Origin of the sequence: Erysipelothrix rhusiopathiae (genome assembly GCF_900637845.1) — a bacterium.
Classification (GTDB): Bacteria; Bacillota_I; Bacilli_A; order Erysipelotrichales; family Erysipelotrichaceae; genus Erysipelothrix; species Erysipelothrix rhusiopathiae.
The window spans coordinates 561644-577422 of the sequence record NZ_LR134439.1 but is presented as its reverse complement, the minus strand read 5'-3'; the positions used below and the strand labels follow the sequence as shown (position 1 = coordinate 577422).

Below are 15779 nucleotides of genomic sequence, written 5' to 3'. Positions count from 1 at the left end.
CTTTGATAATCATCTTAATTTTATGGGTTCATTGCGTTTTCTTGCCATTCCCGAATATACATTGTCTCAAATGATGAGAGTGTCGATGAAAAACGTAATAAATCCCACAGTGATACGGAAGTCAGCTTGGAAGAATGTTTCATCAACATCGCCCATTCAAATGCAATGGTTGGTGCTTGTCTAGAATCCGCTAAAACTTTATCGGTTACTTGTTTCTTCATATTCGCAAATAAATCTAAATCTGCTGTTATCTGATAGTCCCAAGTTAATGCATTTTGCTTTTCAAAAAATGATTTGAGAACGAGGTCTAAAAAACACGCCGTTATACCGGGTAATACATCCGAAAACAGTTCCAATAATTCGATTTTTTCGTGTGAACACATGGTTCCAACAGGTTCTTCAGGATTCTCATTATTTAATAGATACACTCCCAAATCCGATGTGGAATAGATGTATTTACCCATTCGATCCATAATAAAAATAGCATTGATTGCATAAGCTACAAAGCTAGAAACTAATATTTGGTCAGAGAGGCTATGTTGCGTTAAATAGATGTTTTCATCATGTTTATTCGTGAGAACGTTATTCAGTAACGAAAAACTTGAAACATCAGTCATGAGAAATGCTTGTCTGTACTTAAAATTATCGTGATGCATGCGGTATGTTTTCCGAAATTCACGGTAGACATCTTGATCTAAATTTCGCTTTAAAAACCTTAGAATATCCTTCCACTCAATTGCACGATAAAACATCGCCATATCTTTCGTTTTCTTATGTGCGAGTGCTATCGTTACAACGAGTTGATGCAAAGGAAATACATCCAAGCCATTCGCTTCATGATACGCATAAAGTCTTCCAATTTGAACCAGACTCAAAGATGATAAGTCTTGATACTCCAAAACAAATTGATGTATGAGTCTTTCAAGATTTGGTTGATTTGGATTTGCTTCGCAAGTTGATGATGAACCTTCATTGTGCACATAATCGCTACGGGTTAATTTTAGTTCTCGGGACGAATGCGTTTCTGCCCGACGTTTACGACGATAATCAATACGAATTCCAAAGAGTTTTTTATACGTAATCCACAAAACAAAGAAAGCAAAAACAAGTGTACCGAGTTCACGATACGTTGTTATATTTCTGTATTTAAACGCAATAAAAAGCAATACAGCTTTCAAGGTTGCCTCGTGGTACCAAGGATCTTGCGTTCCATATTCCATTTTGAGTTCAAAAACCCCATGTGGAATATAACCTAAACTCAAGAAAACAGTTGAGAAGTAAAGACCTGTAATCCTTCTTTCTGGTATTATAAGCGCGGTAAATCCACCTGCAAGCACTGCAAGAAAAAACCAAATATGTGTTATCTTCTTCATAAATATCCCCTCAAATATTAGTCTTATTATATCAATATTTTGAAGCTCTTGATGATTCTCAACAAAGGTTGGGTAATAATTTCATGATTTTTCTAGCGTTTCACTCATTGTTCATGTTTTAATCCGTTATAATAGATAAAACAAGGAGACCAATATGGCAAATTTAAAAGATTTAGTGAAGCAATTTCTACCGCAAGACGAAACAACAGATGCTTTGATGGATAACTTCGATGTGAAGTCCTTAATGGGTCTAGCAAATAATCCTTCCGCAATGGTTATGGAGATGTTGAAGAAAACAAGTCAAGAAGATTTAGTCCAAAATCTGATGAACCAAGCACTATCTCATTTCACAAAAACGGATAGTACACAAGGAAATCAATTCTTCGATGTAATAATCAAAACCATTACATCACAATTAAGTGTTGATACCGGCGTAAAAGTCGTAAAATCACTTATGGAAACAATGATTCGCAATAAATCGTTTGATGTTGTGAATGATTTAAATGATGCCTTATCTGCACAAGATGTCAAAGAAGAAACACGTGGTTCTATTATGGATACCATCACTCAAAAAGCCTTTGATTTGGTTAAAGGCGCGTAAGCGGCACTAAAGTACAACACTTTAGTGTTTTTTTTGCACATAAATATCACACGTCCCCCCTATAATTTACATACATAGGGGGGGATTCTTATGAAAACAATGCTATGGGTATTAAGCTTTCTAATTGTTGATCAAGGAAGTAAGTATTATGTTGCATCAACCTTAAATCAATCGACACTATATCTGTGGGGAGATTCACTACAAATCCATCCACAATTCAGTCAAGATTTAAGTTGGATAAATCATTTTATGAAAGATACGTTTAATCTAACTTTTTCAGCGCATTTTATCTTACTCATGCGTATTGCCCTGTTTATTATTATCATCATGTACTTAATCTATCATATCGGGATTGATAATCGACGTTTAGACAGTCATTATCGTATTAGTGTTGCACTCATTACCAGTGCTACCTTAGCCTCGATTCTCGATCAAACATTATGGGGTGGATCACTCAACTGGATTCAATACACGACACAATCCTTATCTCAATTTTCTTTTGATCTTAAAGATGTTTTCTTAGATGTGGGGTTAATTTCTCTTGTCGGTGCGATGCTTATCAATCATGAAGGACGCTTGTCCGAGATTATATTCTTACGAAATCGGGTCAATTAGGACGATTATACGTCGATTAAGCCCACTTCATGCCTACCATTATGCTTTAACGGTATACTCAAGCTATACAACATGGAGGCATGGTTATGACACAACAAAACATAGAAATACGCGAAGCAATCAGTGCTGGAGAACAACTGCTCTATCAACTGGAGCAATCTCGTGCTCAATTAAAGAAAGCATCAGACTGGGGACTTTTTGATATGTTTGGTGGTGGGATGTTTGTGACGATGATCAAACATAACCGTATTAATGAAGCAAAACAACATATGAATGATGCACAGTTTCTACTTCAACGATTTAGTAAAGAATTACGGGATGTGCATGGTACCTTTGATGACTTAGGTGATTTGAATGGTTTCTGGACCTTTGCAGATTATTTTATGGATGGGTTTTTTGCGGATTATATGGTTCAAACAAAAATAAACAATGCCCTTTCAAAACTTGATGGTTTAATTCATAGTGTTCGCGGTATTGTTAACGATTTGCATCACATGCAATAAAAAAAAGACGCAATGCGTCTAAATATTATGAGATCTTCGTTCGGGTATAAGAGCGAAGATTTTTTCAATTGCAGGAGCACATAGCATGTACAAGGACCACCCAAGCATTCCTCCAAAGGTATTGGACAGAAGATCATTAATATCCGCAACACGACGTGTATACAGCGTTAACTGCATCATAAGTTGTGTCATTTCAATACACAAGGAGAAGGTCATACTTAAAAGCACAATCTTTAAAAAACTCGGTTTTTTAAGTTTATAATTCATAAGAAATCCAAACGGTACTAACATCACAATATTTGGAATAAGATAATCCATATAACTGGAATATTGGCTTACAAAAAGATCAATAAAAAAAGGTTGTGTATTATAATTTAGTCCAAACTTAAGGGCTTGATTTGCAAGAATTTGTTTATCGTTCATCGGGATGGGTAACAACGCTACCTCAAAGACACCACAAAAGTAAATAAAGAGAAGTATGTTGATGGCACTTTCGTTACGCTCTTGTTTTCTAAAATAAGTAAAATAACATACAACAAATAAAGCAATGTAGAGATAAATTCCAGTATTCAGTTGAACAGGACCATTGCGAATCGCGTCCAACCATGTACTCATTAATATGATCACCAAAGACTCCTTTACGGGTTACGTTGACTGTCATTGTATCACATCTATTCCAATAGACCAACGCGTAAAAACTAAAGCATTTTCACAAATTTATAGTGTGTTGATTCAAAGCCATGAGCTGTATAAAATTCATGAGCACGGATGCGATTTTTGTTGGTTGTCAGCTCAAGTTGTAATGCACCTTTTTCGATTGCATAGGCTTCCGCATGATTTAATAATGCAGATCCGTATCCTTTACCACGACAACTTGCATTCATGACAAAATCGTTGATTTCTGCGATGAAACCACTGTGATGGAGTTGGACATCAATTCTCATATTTAAACAGCCTAAAACCGTCTTATTTGCCTCATAGACAAACATATGCATATATGGATTGGAATACACAGCTTCAAATGCATCACAAAATAATTCATAAGGAAATTCAGTACATTCCAAGTCATTCATTAATTCCCAAATTACAGGTAAATCATCCAACTGAGTTTTTCGTATCATTCTAAGACTCCTTTAAAAAAAACAGACATAAGCCTGTTAGATGTTCACAAGTTCAAGTGAACCTTTTTTAATTTTAAATAAAACATGTACAGGTCGTGTAAGCATTAAAACAGCCACCACAACACTTAAACCAACGGTTGCATCCATTCCAAATACAGTATGCATTTGCGTAATTTCCAAGAAGAACTGATGTCTAAATAAATAACTAGAGAATGCATAAAGCACTCCAAAATGAACCAATTGACTGATCACTTCCACAAGCTCTAGACGATTACAAACACCTTTAAATTCACATTGAATGATGATTGCTTTCATCAACTCTAAGATAAAGTGAACAAAAACCATGGCTGCTACATAAATCCAGGCTTCTCCATCAAACATAAACGCAAACATTCCAAATACAATCGCATGGACACTAATATGTGCAATTAACCATGAAAATGATGAGCTCTTGTTCTCAAACATTTTATTGGATTGTAGATGAAAATCCGCAAGTATATGTAGAATGGCAAAATACAAAAATAAATTAATCATAACCTTCTCCATTCGTTCCCACTTCATTAGAGTATACATGAAATGATTTTAGAATATCAAGTATTTTTTACAAATAAAAAAGGCAAATGGTGACTTTGCCTTTTTAGGAGAATTATTTCATAAAAATACGAATGCGTTGTATTGCGACAAGGGATCCATTATACAAGACACTTGCGGCAACAACAGGCATATAAATAAAGTAAAGTGCATAAGCTTGTTGGTTTGGTGGTACAAGTCCCTTCGCTGCAAGTCCTAAAAGCAAGAGAATCGCTACCGCATTAATAATTAAGGGGGGTAACCATCGCTTTGTCGTTACTTTATTTAAGAGGAATGTCGCTAATACGGATAAACCCATAAATACAATACCGTAATAGAACCACCCAATAATTAATTGACTTAAAGTCATCAAACCAACTCCTTCTAGTTATCGTTCATCGCTTTCACAAAGCGATTTGTTATTTCTTGAGGTCGCGTAATTGCACCCCCTACAGTAACACAATGTACACCACATTCAATAGCCTTACGTGCTGCTTCGGGAGAATGTATTCTTCCTTCCGCAATCACTGGTATCGACAACTGTTGTACTAGATCTACCATAAGTTGGTAATCCGGTCCTTCTTGTTGTGGTGAATAATCCGTATAGCCACTAAGTGTTGTGCCCACACAGTCCATACCGATTGCTTCACAATGTATCCCTTCTTCTAACGTTGAAATATCACCCATTAAAATACAATTTGGATATTTTGTTTTAATTTCATGAATAAAGGCTTCGATGGATTTCCCATCACCTCTTGGTCTTAAGGTTGCATCAAGTGCAATGATATCACAGCCCGTTTCAACAAGTGCATCAATTTCAGCCATTGTTACCGTGATATACTGTTGATAATTTGGATAAGGTTTTTTAATGAGCCCAATTACTGGAAGTTCTACAGCATCTTTAATTTGTTTGATATCTGTAACCCCTTGTGCGCGGATCCCTACGGCACCCGCACGGACTGCTGCTTGAGCCATTAAAACCATGATCCCACCCTCTTCACGATAAAGTGGTTCATCGGGAAGTGCTTGACATGAAACGACAAGACCCTTCTCGAGTTGTTTAAAAATACTATGCTTTTTCATATGCTTATCCTTTCACAGCACCTACTGTAACACCTTGTGTAAAGAAGCTTTGGAAACAGAGGAACACAACAATCATCGGTAAGGATGCAAGTAATGCCCCTGCCATTAGAAGTCCGTAGTTTAATGAGAACTCTGCAGACTGTGCCATGGAAGCAAGGCCTAATGGAAGTGTCTTCATAACTTCCGAGTTTGTAAAGACAAGTTGTGAGAAGTAATCATTCCAACTTGAAATAAAGGTAAAGATTGCAAGTGCACCAATTCCTGGCTTCACAATTGGAAGCACAATGTGCCAGAATTTCTTAATTTCACTACAGCCATCAATGTCCGCAGATTCTAACAAAGAATCTGGAACTGCATGAGAGAACTGTTTCATTAAGAAGACACCAAAGGGCCATCCAACTGCTGGAAGAATTAAAGCTGCATAGGTATCCATTAACCCAAGTTCAGTTATGAAACGTAGAAGTGGTATTAAGATTACCTGTTTCGGTAGAGCCATCGCAGCAATAAAGATTGCGAAGATCAGCTTAACCCCAGGGAATTTTTTCTTCGCTAAGGCATATCCAGCAAGCGAAGCCGTTGTACACACTAACAAAGTTGTGGTTAAGGACACAAAGACTGAGTTAAAGAACCAGCGAGCGGTTAGTGGTTGTAGTAATAATTTATAGTTATCAAATGTTGGATTTAAAGGAAACCACTCGGGTGGCAATGCGATCGCAACATCTTGTAATTTAAATGAACCGGATGCAATCCAGTAAAATGGAAAGATAAAGAATATTGTGAGTGCGACTAAGAATATCATTGAAATGATATTAAAGAGTCCAAATTTTTTAAACTTCATATATGTTCCCCCCTAATAATTAACGTCATCGGACAAGAATTTGAATTGTAGAGTTGAGATAATTGCGATAATTACCGCAAGAATAACCCCCATCGCTGACGCCTTTCCATATTCTTGTAGAATAATCGCCGTTTCATAAACCAGATACATTACGGTTGAGGTAGAGTAGTTTGGTCCTCCGGCTGTCATTAATTGAATCAGTGAGAAAATTTGGAAGCTGTTAATGGTCGTGGTGACCACAATATAAAGTGTGGTTGGTTTGATCAGTGGCCAGATTATTTTTCTAAAAATAACCCAGTTCCCAGCACCATCGATACGTGCTGATTCCAATAACTCTTCTGGAACGTTTCCTAAAGCTGCGACATAAAGAATAATGGGTTGTCCAAGACTTGTGGTAATCAGAACTGCAATAATTGCATAGATTGCGGTCTTAGAGTTTCCAAGCCATTGTACATTTTCACTAATGAGTCCTACATTTTTTAGGATATAGTTCAAGATTCCAAAATCAGGGTTATAAATCCATAACCAAACAACTGTAATGGATACAACGGATGAGATTGCAGGAATATAGAATACACCTCTAAAGAACGAACGAACTGCAGCGTGTTTATTATAAATATGAATTGCGATAAACAGTGCCAACATTACCACAATTGGAACAGCAACCAAGGTAATAACTGCTGTATTACGCATTGATTTTAAGAATATATCATCATGCATTAAGTTTGCGTAATGATTGAGTCCATAGAAGACCTGGTTACGTCCTCTAAATCTGAAAAATGATAAGTAGATCCCTTTGACCATGGGATATAAAACGAATGTCACGAAGAATAACAATGCAGGGAGTAAGAATAAATATCCACTTGTATCAATATGCTTCTTTTTAATTTTCTGTTTTAATGCCTTCATACATATCCCCTTCTAATAAAAATGGGAGATGAAACAAACATCCATCTCCCATCACTATGATTGATAACCTATTGTGCTTCTTTTATTGTATTATTTGCTTTTTCTACAAATGCATCCGCTGCGGCTTTCGGTTCTGCTTCACCACTCATTACAGATTGTAACATTGGGAACCAGTAAGGACGCATTTTTGCATAACCTTCAATGGTATTGTAGTAAGGACCAAATTGAGGTGTTAGTGATTCTGCGAATTTAAGTTCTGCATCATCATATAATCCAGTTTGACCTTGTTGTGCTGAGAAGTTTCCTGTTGCAAGAAGTGTACGTTTACCCCATACTTCATCATTGATCATGAAGTCTGCGAATTTTTGAGCTGCTGCTGCTTTCGCATCATCACCGTTGTCAAATACGGCTGGACCTGCAACTAAGAATTCATATTTAGGTGCTTTCGCATCATTTGGATAAGGTAAGAAACGTGCATTCATGTCTGAACCTTGCATGTGTTGTGTACGAAGTCCTGGAGATGAAAGAATTGAAATTGCGGTTTTATTGGATTTGAAGTATTCTTGACCATCTTTTGATTCAAGACCTTGTCCACTTCCAAGTAATCCCTCTTTTGAAGCTTTAGCTACCCATTCTAGACCTTTAACACCTTGTTCGTTATTAATGGTATATTCTGAGATTGCTTCATCTGTAATCCATGAGCCGTATAAGTTTGAAACAAAGGCACGAGGACCTTGATCCCCTGCAGCTGATTTCGCATAAAGTAATGTCGGAATCATTTCTGGATCTTTTTCTTTAACTGCTTTTAAGAATGTTTCAAATTCATCAACAGTCCAATTACGTCCTGGATTATCTTCTTTATCTAATGGAAGTAAATCTGTGATTCCTAACTTATCTGTTACATTGGTATTTACAGCCATTAAGAACGGTGCAATCCCTTGTGGGTAAAGATAGAGTTTATTATCAAGACTACTTGCTTTTACTGCTGATGCATCAAGTTGTTTTGTATCAACATCTGCAAATTCTTTGAGGTATCCTTTTGAAGCCCAGTCAATAACACGACCTGGAGCATCATAGATTACATCAGGATTTGTTTTTGATTGAATTGCGGTTTCAACTTTTGCAGGACCATCTGTAAAGTCAATTTTTTGGTAATCAACCTTAATGGTTGGGTTTTTTTCCTCAAATGCTTTAATAAGCGCTGCATCGTAATCTGCTGAATCTGGAAATTCTTGATCATTGGTAAAGTTTGGGAAGTTCCAATATTTAATGGTTACTTCTTCAGAATCTTTCTTCTTACCACATCCTGTCAACAACAACGCTAATGCTGCTGTTGTGATAACACCTTTCGTAAATCGTTTCATGCTTTTCCTCCTCTAACATGCATATCAAGCATTTGAATATGCTGTACGTAATTTCATAATAGCATCTATTTGTATCTTTGCAAGCGTTTTCATAAAATTATTTACAATTTCATAATTCATGAAATTCATTTTCGTAAACACAGTTTAGATTTTGCTTTTATTAAAACAGTTTTCGTAAAAAACGGCTTTAAATTACCTTATTCTTCCATTTTTTCATTTGCTTTTTTTATAATCGCATCCACAGTTTGACTCATAACATAACTGTATTGATCATCTTCCAATAATTTCATGGAGATAATATCAACAAGATACATAATCGCAAACTGTGAATTCACAAAACGTTTGTTGTCGATAAATAAACTGTTGTATACAAACATTTGGTAATCACTAATATGCGCTAATTCACTTTCTGAGAAACTGGTCATGGATAATATTTTTGATCCATTATTTTTAGCTGTCTTTACAGCATTAAGTACTTCAATTGTTTTCCCCGATGTGGAGATACCAATTACAAGATCTTTTTCTTTGGTAATGGTTGAATTAATCAACATCATATGGGAATCGGTAATACCGGAGACATTGAACCCCATACGTAATAATCGTTGCGTCATTTCCATCGCTGTGAGCCCTGAACTCCCAACGCCATAGATAAAGATTCTCTGAGCATCTTTTAAAGCTGTAATTACACGTTCCAACTCTTCTTTGTCGATGTTTTTCTTTGTACGATCAATCACGCGATTGTAGTAAGAATAAACACTATCAAAGATATCCGAAGACTCAAGTGGTATCCCATCTTGTTCTGCTGCAGAAATTTGAATTTTCATATCAACAAAACTCTCACACCCAATTTTGCGACAAAAGCGTGTAATCGTTGCACTGGAAGTTCCCGTTTGTTCTGCCAGTTTGCCAATATTTATATTTTTAATTTCATTATTTTTTTGCAGAATGTACATGGCAATTTGTTTCTCTTTCTGAGAAAAATTGACATATTGTTTTTGTATTTCATCGAGGATATCCATGTTATCCTTCCTTTCTTCTTAAAAAGTGATAGAGCGCACCAACCATGCCCGCATCGTTTTTAAGTTTTGCAAACTGGATGTTTGCGGTATTAAAGGATGGGATCATGGTTTCTTCAAGTGCAGCTTTGATCATCGGTTCAAGATAAGCTTGCTGTGCCATAATTCCCCCACCAAGGACAATTACCTCGGGGTTGATTAAGTATTGAATGGTAGCAAGACCTTGAACTAAATGATCTACAAATCGTGTAAGTGCTTGTTGGCAAATAAGATCCCCTCTTTTTGCATTGGCAATTACCAATCGTCCATCAAATATTTGATCACTGGGATGATGTTTCATCACATCTTCGACCAATGCGGTTGTGGACGCTAAATCTTGAAAATATGCGTTCTTTATTGGAATGTACCCGACTTCCCCTGCCGTACCGCTTGCACCATGCCAAAGATTTCCTTCAAACATTAATGCACCACCAACCCCTGTACCAATGGTAAGGCATACCACCGACGATGCACCACGTGCAGCACCTTGCCAATACTCACCCATACAGGCACAATTCACATCATTCTCTACGAAACATGGAATGTGATAGGTTGATTCGATAATTTCTTTAAGCGGGGTTCCCGTGTAATCAGGAATGGTATACCCCGCATATTGAATCGATCCGGTTTCTAAATCCACAACACCGGCCGTTGAAATCGCAACACCATCGACATCTAAATCCTGCTTTAAAATTTGATGCAAGGTATCAACAATTTCATGATTACCGGCTGTTTGTTTTACAGAAAGGGTTTCAGTTTCAGTTAACGCCTCACCCAACTCGTTATAACATGCATGTTTTATCGATGTGCCTCCGATATCAATGCAACGGTAACGCTTCATGACAAACCTCCTTATGCCTTTACATACATCCGGTGAATTTCAATTGCACGTTTACGTTGTGCATCTTGAGGTGCTTTCATCGGTTCGCGACAAATACCTGCATGAACCCCTTCCTCCGCTAAAATTAATTTTAATGTGTTATATAGGTCATTATCTAAGACCGCACTGATTAAATCGTTAGTTTCTTTTTGGAGTTGTAATGCAGTTTTTAAATCCCCTGCATCCACGGCATCCATGGTTTGACGAGCTTTTAATGCATTCACATTAAAGGTTGAACCAATTGCACCATCAACACCCAATGCACATGCTGGCAACAACATCTCATCAAAACCTGCATAAATTAATTTTTCTGGGAATGTTGTGCGCATACGTTCAAGAAGATAGAAATCTGCTGCCGTAAACTTAACACCCTTAATTTTCTCGTTTTCAAAGAGCTCTGCAAATTGATCCAATGAAAGGGATACACCGGTTAGATAAGGAATTGAATAAATAATCATTTCAGTATCGATATCTTCTAAAATGCGGTTGTAGTAGTTTTTAACTTCCTCGAAATCAAATTTGTAATAGAAAGGCGTAACGGCTGAGATCGTTTTATATCCGAGATCAGTTACAAATCGAGCCAATTCTTTTGCTTCTTTAAGGTTTGTGGAACCTACTTGCGCAATTAAATCACAAGCACCTTGAGTTTCTTCAAAGGCAATCTCGAAGATACGTTTTTTCTCTTCCGTAGAGATTAAGAAGTTTTCCCCCGTACTTCCCCCGACATAAAGCCCATCGACTTTATTATGATCGATATTGTAACGGACAATTTCACGTAATCCTTGTTCGGAAAGATCCCCGTTTTCATCAAAGGCAACCAGTAATGCTGAATATAGTTTTTTCATTTTCCACCTCTGCGATTATCTTGGTATCGCTTACATTTGGAGTATAGCATCGAAAATTGTTTTAATCAAGATGATTTATTGAAAACAAATACCGTTTGCGTAAGCCCTTACAACGCAGTGTATACTATCTTTAACTTTGTAAATGATTACCAAATATAAAAAGAACCACTTTATAGTGGTTCTTCTGTTTGTTTTTTAAATTTTGAATTCAATCGAAAATTATTTTCATTAAAATCATTTTCGTAAATATATTTTTTATCGTTACGTTCTTATTTAATAATATCAAGGAAATCAAGCAAATTATTAATCTCAAAATCCGGTTTAATATCTGTTGAGTTGGCTTTCCCTTCAGGGTTATACCAACATCCAGTAAGTCCCGCATTCATCGCACCATAAACATCTGCTTTAATATTATCACCCAATACAATTGTTTCTGCAGGATTAAACGGTTGCATTTCTTTGGCGACAATCTCAAAAAACTCAATCATCGGTTTCGCATACCCAAGTTCTTGAGAAATAAAGATATGACCAAACCAATCACGAATGTTTGCGTGATCCAGTCGTTTATATTGTGTATCCGTAATCCCATTGGTCACAATGCCTAAACGATAGTCATCCTTGACTGCCTCCAGTAATTCCATTGCACCAGGCATAAAGATATTATTTTCTTCAATCAGTGTTCGAAACATTTGATCCATCTCACGACCTGTATACGGTAAATTAAAAGATGCTAGGGAGACACCAAAGCGCTCGTCAAGAATGGTTTGTTGATTAATCTCACCACGTTCATGTGCTTCCCATAACTTATGGTTCACATCATAGTAGTAATCCAAGACTTCTTTGGTATACGGTACCTTTAACGTTTCAAAAAGTTGTTTAAGCGCAATCGTTTCAGATTCCTTAAAATTTAACAAGGTATTATCAATATCAAATAGTAATGTAGTATATGTCATAATGTCCTCCAAATCCTCTTTATTCTATCATACATTAAAGACAAACATGATATGATGAGCTTAAATTCAACGTTTCAAAGTAGAATCTCGGAGGTCTTTTATGAATACAATAACCACACGCAAGCAATTGCGTCACAATCTCGCCCGTTACATCCTTCCCTCAATCGGAGCGATGATCTTTTTTTCTTTATATACCATGGTTGATGGGATGTTTGTCGGTAAAGGCGTCGGACCACAAGCTTTAGCCTCCGTAAACCTTTCAATGCCTTACATCAATATGATTTTTGCGTTTGCCTTAATGATTGCGGTCGGTGCATCAACCCGCATCACCTATTACTTCGGTAAAAAGAACCTCTATGAAAGTAACGTCATCTTCTCACTGGGTTTCTGGTTTTTAGGGCTTTTCGCTTTGGCCTTAGCCATACTTATGGGTCTATTCCGTGACTCCTTAATTCTTTTGTTAGGGGCAACACCTGATACCATGCACTCTGTTTCTCAATACCTAAGTATGATGATCCTATTTAGTCCATTCTTTATGTTGACCTATTACCTTGAGGTATTGGTTAAAGCCGATGGTGCTCCTGGTTTATCGTTGCTGGGTATCATCTTAAGTGCCTTTGTGAACATTATCCTGGATTATCTTTTTGTAATTCAGTTTCAATGGGGCATTCAAGGTGCGGCAATTGCGACAGGGATTGCGCAAGTCTTCGGCTTTATCTTCTTTTTATCGTATTTCCTATCTTCTAAATCAACCCTAAAATTTATCAAGCCTACTTGGAATTTTCAGACTCTCATAAAAATGATTCAAATTGGAATTCCTGATGCCTTAACAGAACTTTCTTCTGGATTTATTACCTTTGTCTTTAACCTTGGAGTTGCCTTCTATTTTGGATCCAATGGGCTTGCGGCCTTTGGAGTCTTAATGTATCTAACCAATCTGGTTACGGTTACCATGATTGGAATCAATCAAGGTATACAACCCTTAATCAGTTACTATCACGGTCAAAAACAACCAAAACTTATTAATTGGATTTTAAACGATGCACTTTTTGTCAGTGTGTTGTGTGGACTTGGGTTCTTCATCCTTTGTCAGGCTTTTCCAAAAGTCCTTGTAAGTGGCTTTATTGATGCAAAGAACATCGAACCTTTCAACCTTGCGGTTGAAGCATTACCGATCTTTAGTTTTGGATTCCTTCTATCGGGAATTAATATTGTCTTAGCCGGCTATTTTGCTGCGCTGGAACGTATTCGTCCGGCAATGCTTATTTCAATGATGCGTGGCTATCTTCTTGTAGCGCTGTGTGTAATCATCCTTCCTTACTTATTCGGTGCAAGCGGGATTTGGTTTGCTCCCCTAACGTACGAATTGCTTACCCTAGTCGTTTCATTAATCCTTTTTAAACACTATAAAAAAACAGCCTAGGCTGTTTTAGAAAAAATGTTTAAACGCATAATAGGTGCCATACTCCCAAAAAGGCCAAGAGTGGTCTCCATCATCAAGATAATGAACATCCACCTCTGTATAGGCTTGTAAATCGGTGACAAAGCGTTTTACTTCTGAAATCGAAACGGCGTCATCCATTCCGCCTGTCATAACCAAAAAAGACACAGGTAGGTTTTTTGATTGGTATGACGCAAGACTTGCACTTGGATGTTGGCGATTCCAAAGTTCATGATCAAATACATCATTTTGATCTCGGAATACATGCCACTCATAAGTTACGGTAGAGGGTGTCATGGAATACCAAACTGCAGGTGATAAAGCCATTACCTTTGAAAAATACTCAGGATAGCGTAAAGCTAAATTACTTGCGCCATAACCTCCCATAGATAAACCACCAATAAAGCGCTTGTCTCGGGTAGGCTTAAGCTCTAAACGTGCTTCAAGCGTCGGAATGAGATCTTCGATCACGGCCGTCTCCATTTGAAAACAACGACTGTTTAGATAAAACGAGTTAAAGCCATCTACAAAAATCACAACACATTTACGACATTCACCCAGTTCCATACATTCATCCAGAAATTCCGGCAATAAAAACCGTTCCGTCATATTACGATGGTTTCCAGTTGCCCCGTGTAATAAATAAACAACAGGGAGCGTACTGATTGATGCCTCACCATCTAAATATGGACAGTAAGCACTGTAATTCCAATCAAATCCTAATGATGGTGAATAGATTGTGCCATCGACCATCTCACCGCTTTTTCCCATAGAACCCCTCTTTTCTATTTTAAATACTAGTCGATATTTTTAACGTCAAAACCACCTAAGAATTCTTTCCATCCTTCAACGGTTTTACCATTATCTGCTACGAAATAACGTTGAATACCATTTGAGTTTGTTTCACTTTGATCAGAGCTTGTAAACGAATCACGGCTTGCCTTAATATTTTTATTTAGAACATCCCAAAATGGATTGTTCTCATCTTGAAGCAGTTCCTTCAGAGCATCACGATCTAAAGATCGAATAATGCCTCCTCTTGTTTTTGTTAAATCGATAACATCTTCAAAATCACTCTTTGACAGTGAGATGTTTAATAAGTGATCCATCAGTTCGTCAAACATATAGATTGAGTCTACATAATTCGTGTCTTCATCGTATTGAAGTAAGACACGCTTACCATTCTTCAACTCAAGAAACTCATAACTCGTCGAAAAGGGTGGTTTCTCTGTCAGTTTCTTTAAGGCAATTTCATTTGATTTTTTAATATTTTCAGTGACAAAAACTCCATCTGGATTCTTACGGTGGCTCAATATGTGAATCTTTTCAGTTCTTAGGTTTTGACCGTTTAAAATCGTCACGGTACCAACTACCAAATCTCCATCCGTATTTTCTTTATAGTAAACACGACCATTAAGATCATCCATATTCCCATAGGCATAATCCAATGGATTTAAATAAGTATCCAATTCACTCGATGACTCCATGCTTGAGATATAGGCTGTATAAGTTTTACCCGCAAAAAAAGCGTCAATTGCTTTTTGTCCCGACCCTTGCGAATTCGTGCCACACCCCACTAGCACAAGACTTAACATAACCAGGATGATTCCATATATTTTTTTCATAAC

Annotated in this window: 19 protein-coding genes; 4 read left to right on the top strand and 15 right to left on the bottom strand. The window is 37.0% G+C overall.

All coding sequences use genetic code 11. The features are described 5' to 3' along the window. Positions 1-20: 20 nt before the first annotated feature. On the bottom strand, positions 21-1373 hold the full coding sequence (locus tag EL194_RS02775) for a hypothetical protein (RefSeq protein WP_003775067.1): 1353 nt from the start codon (positions 1371-1373) through the stop codon (positions 21-23). A gap of 154 nt (positions 1374-1527) precedes the next feature. Here EL194_RS02775 and EL194_RS02770 point away from each other — a divergent pair, with 154 nt between their 5' ends. The 3 genes from EL194_RS02770 (at position 1528) to EL194_RS02760 (ending at position 3092) form a co-directional block, all read left to right on the top strand. Then, entirely contained in the window at positions 1528-1974 is a 447-nt protein-coding gene (locus tag EL194_RS02770; RefSeq protein WP_003775064.1) for a hypothetical protein, read from the top strand. A gap of 90 nt (positions 1975-2064) precedes the next feature. Further along, positions 2065-2589: a signal peptidase II gene (locus tag EL194_RS02765; protein WP_003775061.1), complete on the top strand. Its 525-nt coding sequence runs from the start codon at positions 2065-2067 to the stop codon at positions 2587-2589. Between the two features lie 86 nt (positions 2590-2675). Further along, positions 2676-3092 carry a hypothetical protein gene (locus EL194_RS02760; RefSeq protein ID WP_013853194.1) on the top strand — a complete coding sequence of 139 codons (417 nt, stop codon included), beginning with the start codon at positions 2676-2678 and terminating at the stop codon, positions 3090-3092. 18 nt (positions 3093-3110) lie between these two features. Here the strand turns inward: EL194_RS02760 and EL194_RS02755 are convergent, their stop codons facing one another. The 12 genes from EL194_RS02755 to EL194_RS02700 form a co-directional block, all read right to left on the bottom strand. After that, entirely contained in the window at positions 3111-3719 is a 609-nt protein-coding gene (locus tag EL194_RS02755) for a VanZ family protein (protein ID WP_126345113.1), read from the bottom strand. 71 nt (positions 3720-3790) lie between these two features. Continuing rightward, a complete protein-coding gene (locus EL194_RS02750; protein ID WP_003775055.1) occupies positions 3791-4213 on the bottom strand; it encodes a GNAT family N-acetyltransferase in 423 nt (140 codons plus the stop codon). Between the two features lie 36 nt (positions 4214-4249). Further along, positions 4250-4747: a DUF3307 domain-containing protein gene (locus EL194_RS02745; RefSeq protein ID WP_034886736.1), complete on the bottom strand. Its 498-nt coding sequence runs from the start codon at positions 4745-4747 to the stop codon at positions 4250-4252. A 112-nt stretch (positions 4748-4859) separates the two neighbouring features. Beyond that, on the bottom strand, positions 4860-5153 hold the full coding sequence (locus tag EL194_RS02740; protein WP_003775052.1) for a hypothetical protein: 294 nt from the start codon (positions 5151-5153) through the stop codon (positions 4860-4862). Positions 5154-5167: 14 nt separating this feature from the next. After that, positions 5168-5866, bottom strand: coding sequence for an N-acetylmannosamine-6-phosphate 2-epimerase (locus EL194_RS02735; RefSeq protein ID WP_003775050.1), 699 nt, complete (start codon positions 5864-5866; stop codon positions 5168-5170). 4 nt (positions 5867-5870) lie between these two features. Next, positions 5871-6704 carry a carbohydrate ABC transporter permease gene (locus EL194_RS02730; protein WP_003775049.1) on the bottom strand — a complete coding sequence of 278 codons (834 nt, stop codon included), beginning with the start codon at positions 6702-6704 and terminating at the stop codon, positions 5871-5873. Between the two features lie 12 nt (positions 6705-6716). Continuing rightward, positions 6717-7613 (bottom strand): carbohydrate ABC transporter permease, encoded by an 897-nt coding sequence (locus EL194_RS02725; protein ID WP_003775043.1) that lies wholly within the window; start codon positions 7611-7613, stop codon positions 6717-6719. A 68-nt stretch (positions 7614-7681) separates the two neighbouring features. Continuing rightward, the gene (locus EL194_RS02720) at positions 7682-8977 is read right to left on the bottom strand and encodes an ABC transporter substrate-binding protein (RefSeq protein WP_003775042.1); all 1296 of its coding nucleotides are present in this window, start codon (positions 8975-8977) and stop codon (positions 7682-7684) included. Positions 8978-9174: 197 nt separating this feature from the next. Further along, positions 9175-9996, bottom strand: a complete 822-nt coding sequence (locus EL194_RS02715) for a MurR/RpiR family transcriptional regulator (RefSeq protein WP_003775039.1) — start codon at positions 9994-9996, stop codon at positions 9175-9177. A 1-nt stretch (position 9997) separates the two neighbouring features. Further along, positions 9998-10873, bottom strand: a complete 876-nt coding sequence (locus EL194_RS02710) for an ROK family protein (RefSeq protein ID WP_003775037.1) — start codon at positions 10871-10873, stop codon at positions 9998-10000. 11 nt (positions 10874-10884) lie between these two features. After that, the gene (locus tag EL194_RS02705; protein ID WP_003775036.1) at positions 10885-11757 is read right to left on the bottom strand and encodes an N-acetylneuraminate lyase; all 873 of its coding nucleotides are present in this window, start codon (positions 11755-11757) and stop codon (positions 10885-10887) included. A 269-nt stretch (positions 11758-12026) separates the two neighbouring features. Beyond that, positions 12027-12710: a YjjG family noncanonical pyrimidine nucleotidase gene (locus EL194_RS02700; RefSeq protein ID WP_003775034.1), complete on the bottom strand. Its 684-nt coding sequence runs from the start codon at positions 12708-12710 to the stop codon at positions 12027-12029. 100 nt (positions 12711-12810) lie between these two features. Between EL194_RS02700 and EL194_RS02695 the strand changes: the two genes are divergently transcribed. Continuing rightward, positions 12811-14133, top strand: coding sequence for an MATE family efflux transporter (locus EL194_RS02695; protein ID WP_003775031.1), 1323 nt, complete (start codon positions 12811-12813; stop codon positions 14131-14133). A gap of 6 nt (positions 14134-14139) precedes the next feature. Here the strand turns inward: EL194_RS02695 and EL194_RS02690 are convergent, their stop codons facing one another. Together EL194_RS02690 and EL194_RS02685 are read right to left on the bottom strand one after the other, a co-directional pair. Then, positions 14140-14922 carry an alpha/beta hydrolase gene (locus tag EL194_RS02690; RefSeq protein WP_003775030.1) on the bottom strand — a complete coding sequence of 261 codons (783 nt, stop codon included), beginning with the start codon at positions 14920-14922 and terminating at the stop codon, positions 14140-14142. Between the two features lie 26 nt (positions 14923-14948). Beyond that, complete coding sequence (locus tag EL194_RS02685) at positions 14949-15776, bottom strand: hypothetical protein (protein WP_051009466.1); 828 nt, start codon at positions 15774-15776, stop codon at positions 14949-14951. Between the last annotated feature and the right edge of the window lie 3 nt (positions 15777-15779).

Coding starts and splice junctions, on each gene's coding strand:
- EL194_RS02760 (WP_013853194.1), top strand. CDS start 2,676: ATGACACAACAAAACATAGAAATACGCGAAGCAATCAGTGCTGGAGAA.
- EL194_RS02775 (WP_003775067.1), bottom strand. CDS start 1,373: ATGAAGAAGATAACACATATTTGGTTTTTTCTTGCAGTGCTTGCAGGT.
- EL194_RS02730 (WP_003775049.1), bottom strand. CDS start 6,704: ATGAAGTTTAAAAAATTTGGACTCTTTAATATCATTTCAATGATATTC.
- EL194_RS02695 (WP_003775031.1), top strand. CDS start 12,811: ATGAATACAATAACCACACGCAAGCAATTGCGTCACAATCTCGCCCGT.
- EL194_RS02735 (WP_003775050.1), bottom strand. CDS start 5,866: ATGAAAAAGCATAGTATTTTTAAACAACTCGAGAAGGGTCTTGTCGTT.
- EL194_RS02750 (WP_003775055.1), bottom strand. CDS start 4,213: ATGATACGAAAAACTCAGTTGGATGATTTACCTGTAATTTGGGAATTA.
- EL194_RS02720 (WP_003775042.1), bottom strand. CDS start 8,977: ATGAAACGATTTACGAAAGGTGTTATCACAACAGCAGCATTAGCGTTG.
- EL194_RS02770 (WP_003775064.1), top strand. CDS start 1,528: ATGGCAAATTTAAAAGATTTAGTGAAGCAATTTCTACCGCAAGACGAA.
- EL194_RS02725 (WP_003775043.1), bottom strand. CDS start 7,613: ATGAAGGCATTAAAACAGAAAATTAAAAAGAAGCATATTGATACAAGT.
- EL194_RS02740 (WP_003775052.1), bottom strand. CDS start 5,153: ATGACTTTAAGTCAATTAATTATTGGGTGGTTCTATTACGGTATTGTA.
- EL194_RS02685 (WP_051009466.1), bottom strand. CDS start 15,776: ATGAAAAAAATATATGGAATCATCCTGGTTATGTTAAGTCTTGTGCTA.
- EL194_RS02745 (WP_034886736.1), bottom strand. CDS start 4,747: ATGATTAATTTATTTTTGTATTTTGCCATTCTACATATACTTGCGGAT.
- EL194_RS02765 (WP_003775061.1), top strand. CDS start 2,065: ATGAAAACAATGCTATGGGTATTAAGCTTTCTAATTGTTGATCAAGGA.
- EL194_RS02710 (WP_003775037.1), bottom strand. CDS start 10,873: ATGAAGCGTTACCGTTGCATTGATATCGGAGGCACATCGATAAAACAT.
- EL194_RS02705 (WP_003775036.1), bottom strand. CDS start 11,757: ATGAAAAAACTATATTCAGCATTACTGGTTGCCTTTGATGAAAACGGG.
- EL194_RS02715 (WP_003775039.1), bottom strand. CDS start 9,996: ATGGATATCCTCGATGAAATACAAAAACAATATGTCAATTTTTCTCAG.
- EL194_RS02690 (WP_003775030.1), bottom strand. CDS start 14,922: ATGGGAAAAAGCGGTGAGATGGTCGATGGCACAATCTATTCACCATCA.
- EL194_RS02700 (WP_003775034.1), bottom strand. CDS start 12,710: ATGACATATACTACATTACTATTTGATATTGATAATACCTTGTTAAAT.